This is a genomic window from Catenibacterium sp. AM22-6LB, from assembly GCF_003435615.1.
Lineage (GTDB): Bacteria > Bacillota_I > Bacilli_A > Erysipelotrichales > Coprobacillaceae > Catenibacterium > Catenibacterium mitsuoka_A.
The window spans coordinates 292-694 of record NZ_QTUM01000125.1; the positions used below are offsets into that span (position 1 = coordinate 292).

Sequence of the window (403 nt, forward strand, 5' to 3'; positions counted from 1 at the left end):
ACCGTGGAAGACTGCCTGCTTCTGCAGTTCCTTTGGACATAAAGAATAAGATCATCTCTCTTTATATTAATGATTTCTCTGATGCAAACTTCACTCACTTCTGTGAAATTGTAGAAAGTGACTTCGGTATAAAGATAAGTGATACTACACTCAACAACTGGATGAGAGCTGAGGATGTGCTCTCTCCAAAGGCCAGAAGAAAAACAAAGAAAGCATTGAAGAAAAAACTTAAAGAAAGAATGAATGACACTGCTTCTGAAAAGGTTAGGAATGAGATAAAGGAATCAATCAATATACTTGATGAACAGGATGCACATCCAAGACGTCCGAGATCAAAGTATGCTGGTGAGATGATACAGATGGATGCATCTTCATTCCATTGGATTGAAGGAGAAGTGTGGCA

General features: G+C 38.5%; 1 pseudogene. It reads left to right on the forward strand.

The features are described 5' to 3' along the window. Window positions 1-403: pseudogene (locus DW269_RS12530) on the forward strand (hypothetical protein); the annotation flags it as partial.